A 658-nucleotide genomic window follows, 5' to 3' on the forward strand; every position below is an offset into this window, starting at 1 on the left:
TCCTCATCCGTCTTACTGAAAGAATTACGATCCTCTAATTTCTCTAATTGCGATTCATATTTGGCAAGGCGGGGCAGATATTCTTCCTGTAGCTTTTGGACTTGTTTCTGATCTGCCTTATTCATCCCGGAGAGCCGTTTGTTTAAAGCGCTCACCTTTTCCCGTAAACCACAGGAATCCATATCCGGTAAGACATCAGGTGTCCTTTCCTGTTTGTCCTGTTCGATATGTTTGTCAATCTCACTAAGGATTGTTTGTATTTTCGACTCCAGTTTGGCCTTGTTCTTTTCCACGCTGCCACGCCAGACAAAAGTGTAGCGGTTGGATGCCGATTCCACTTTGGTGCCATCGATATACTGTACATCCAAACTGACATAGCCGGATTCTTGTAACAGCAGAACAATGGCTGAAAACAACGATTTTATGTGTTCTTTTAAACGTTTGCTACGGAAATCATTGATTGTACGGAAGTCGGGAGTATTATTTCCGGATAACCACATGAAGTGAATGTTCTCCTCCAAGGCCTTTTCTATTTTACGGCAGGAATAGATATTGTTCAAGTACCCATAAAACAGGACCTTGAGCATCATACGGGGATGGTAGCTGCTGGTGCCTCCTCCTTTATATGTCTGAAGAAGACTGCTAATATCCAACGCGT

General features: G+C 43.2%; 1 protein-coding gene. It reads right to left on the minus strand.

Going from position 1 to position 658, the window contains the following annotated elements:
• Positions 1 to 658: transposase (locus M1P97_RS26210; RefSeq protein ID WP_249390622.1), on the minus strand; the 658-nt coding region annotated here is incomplete at both ends.

This window comes from Parabacteroides leei (genome assembly GCF_023369805.1).
GTDB lineage: Bacteria > Bacteroidota > Bacteroidia > Bacteroidales > Tannerellaceae > Parabacteroides > Parabacteroides leei.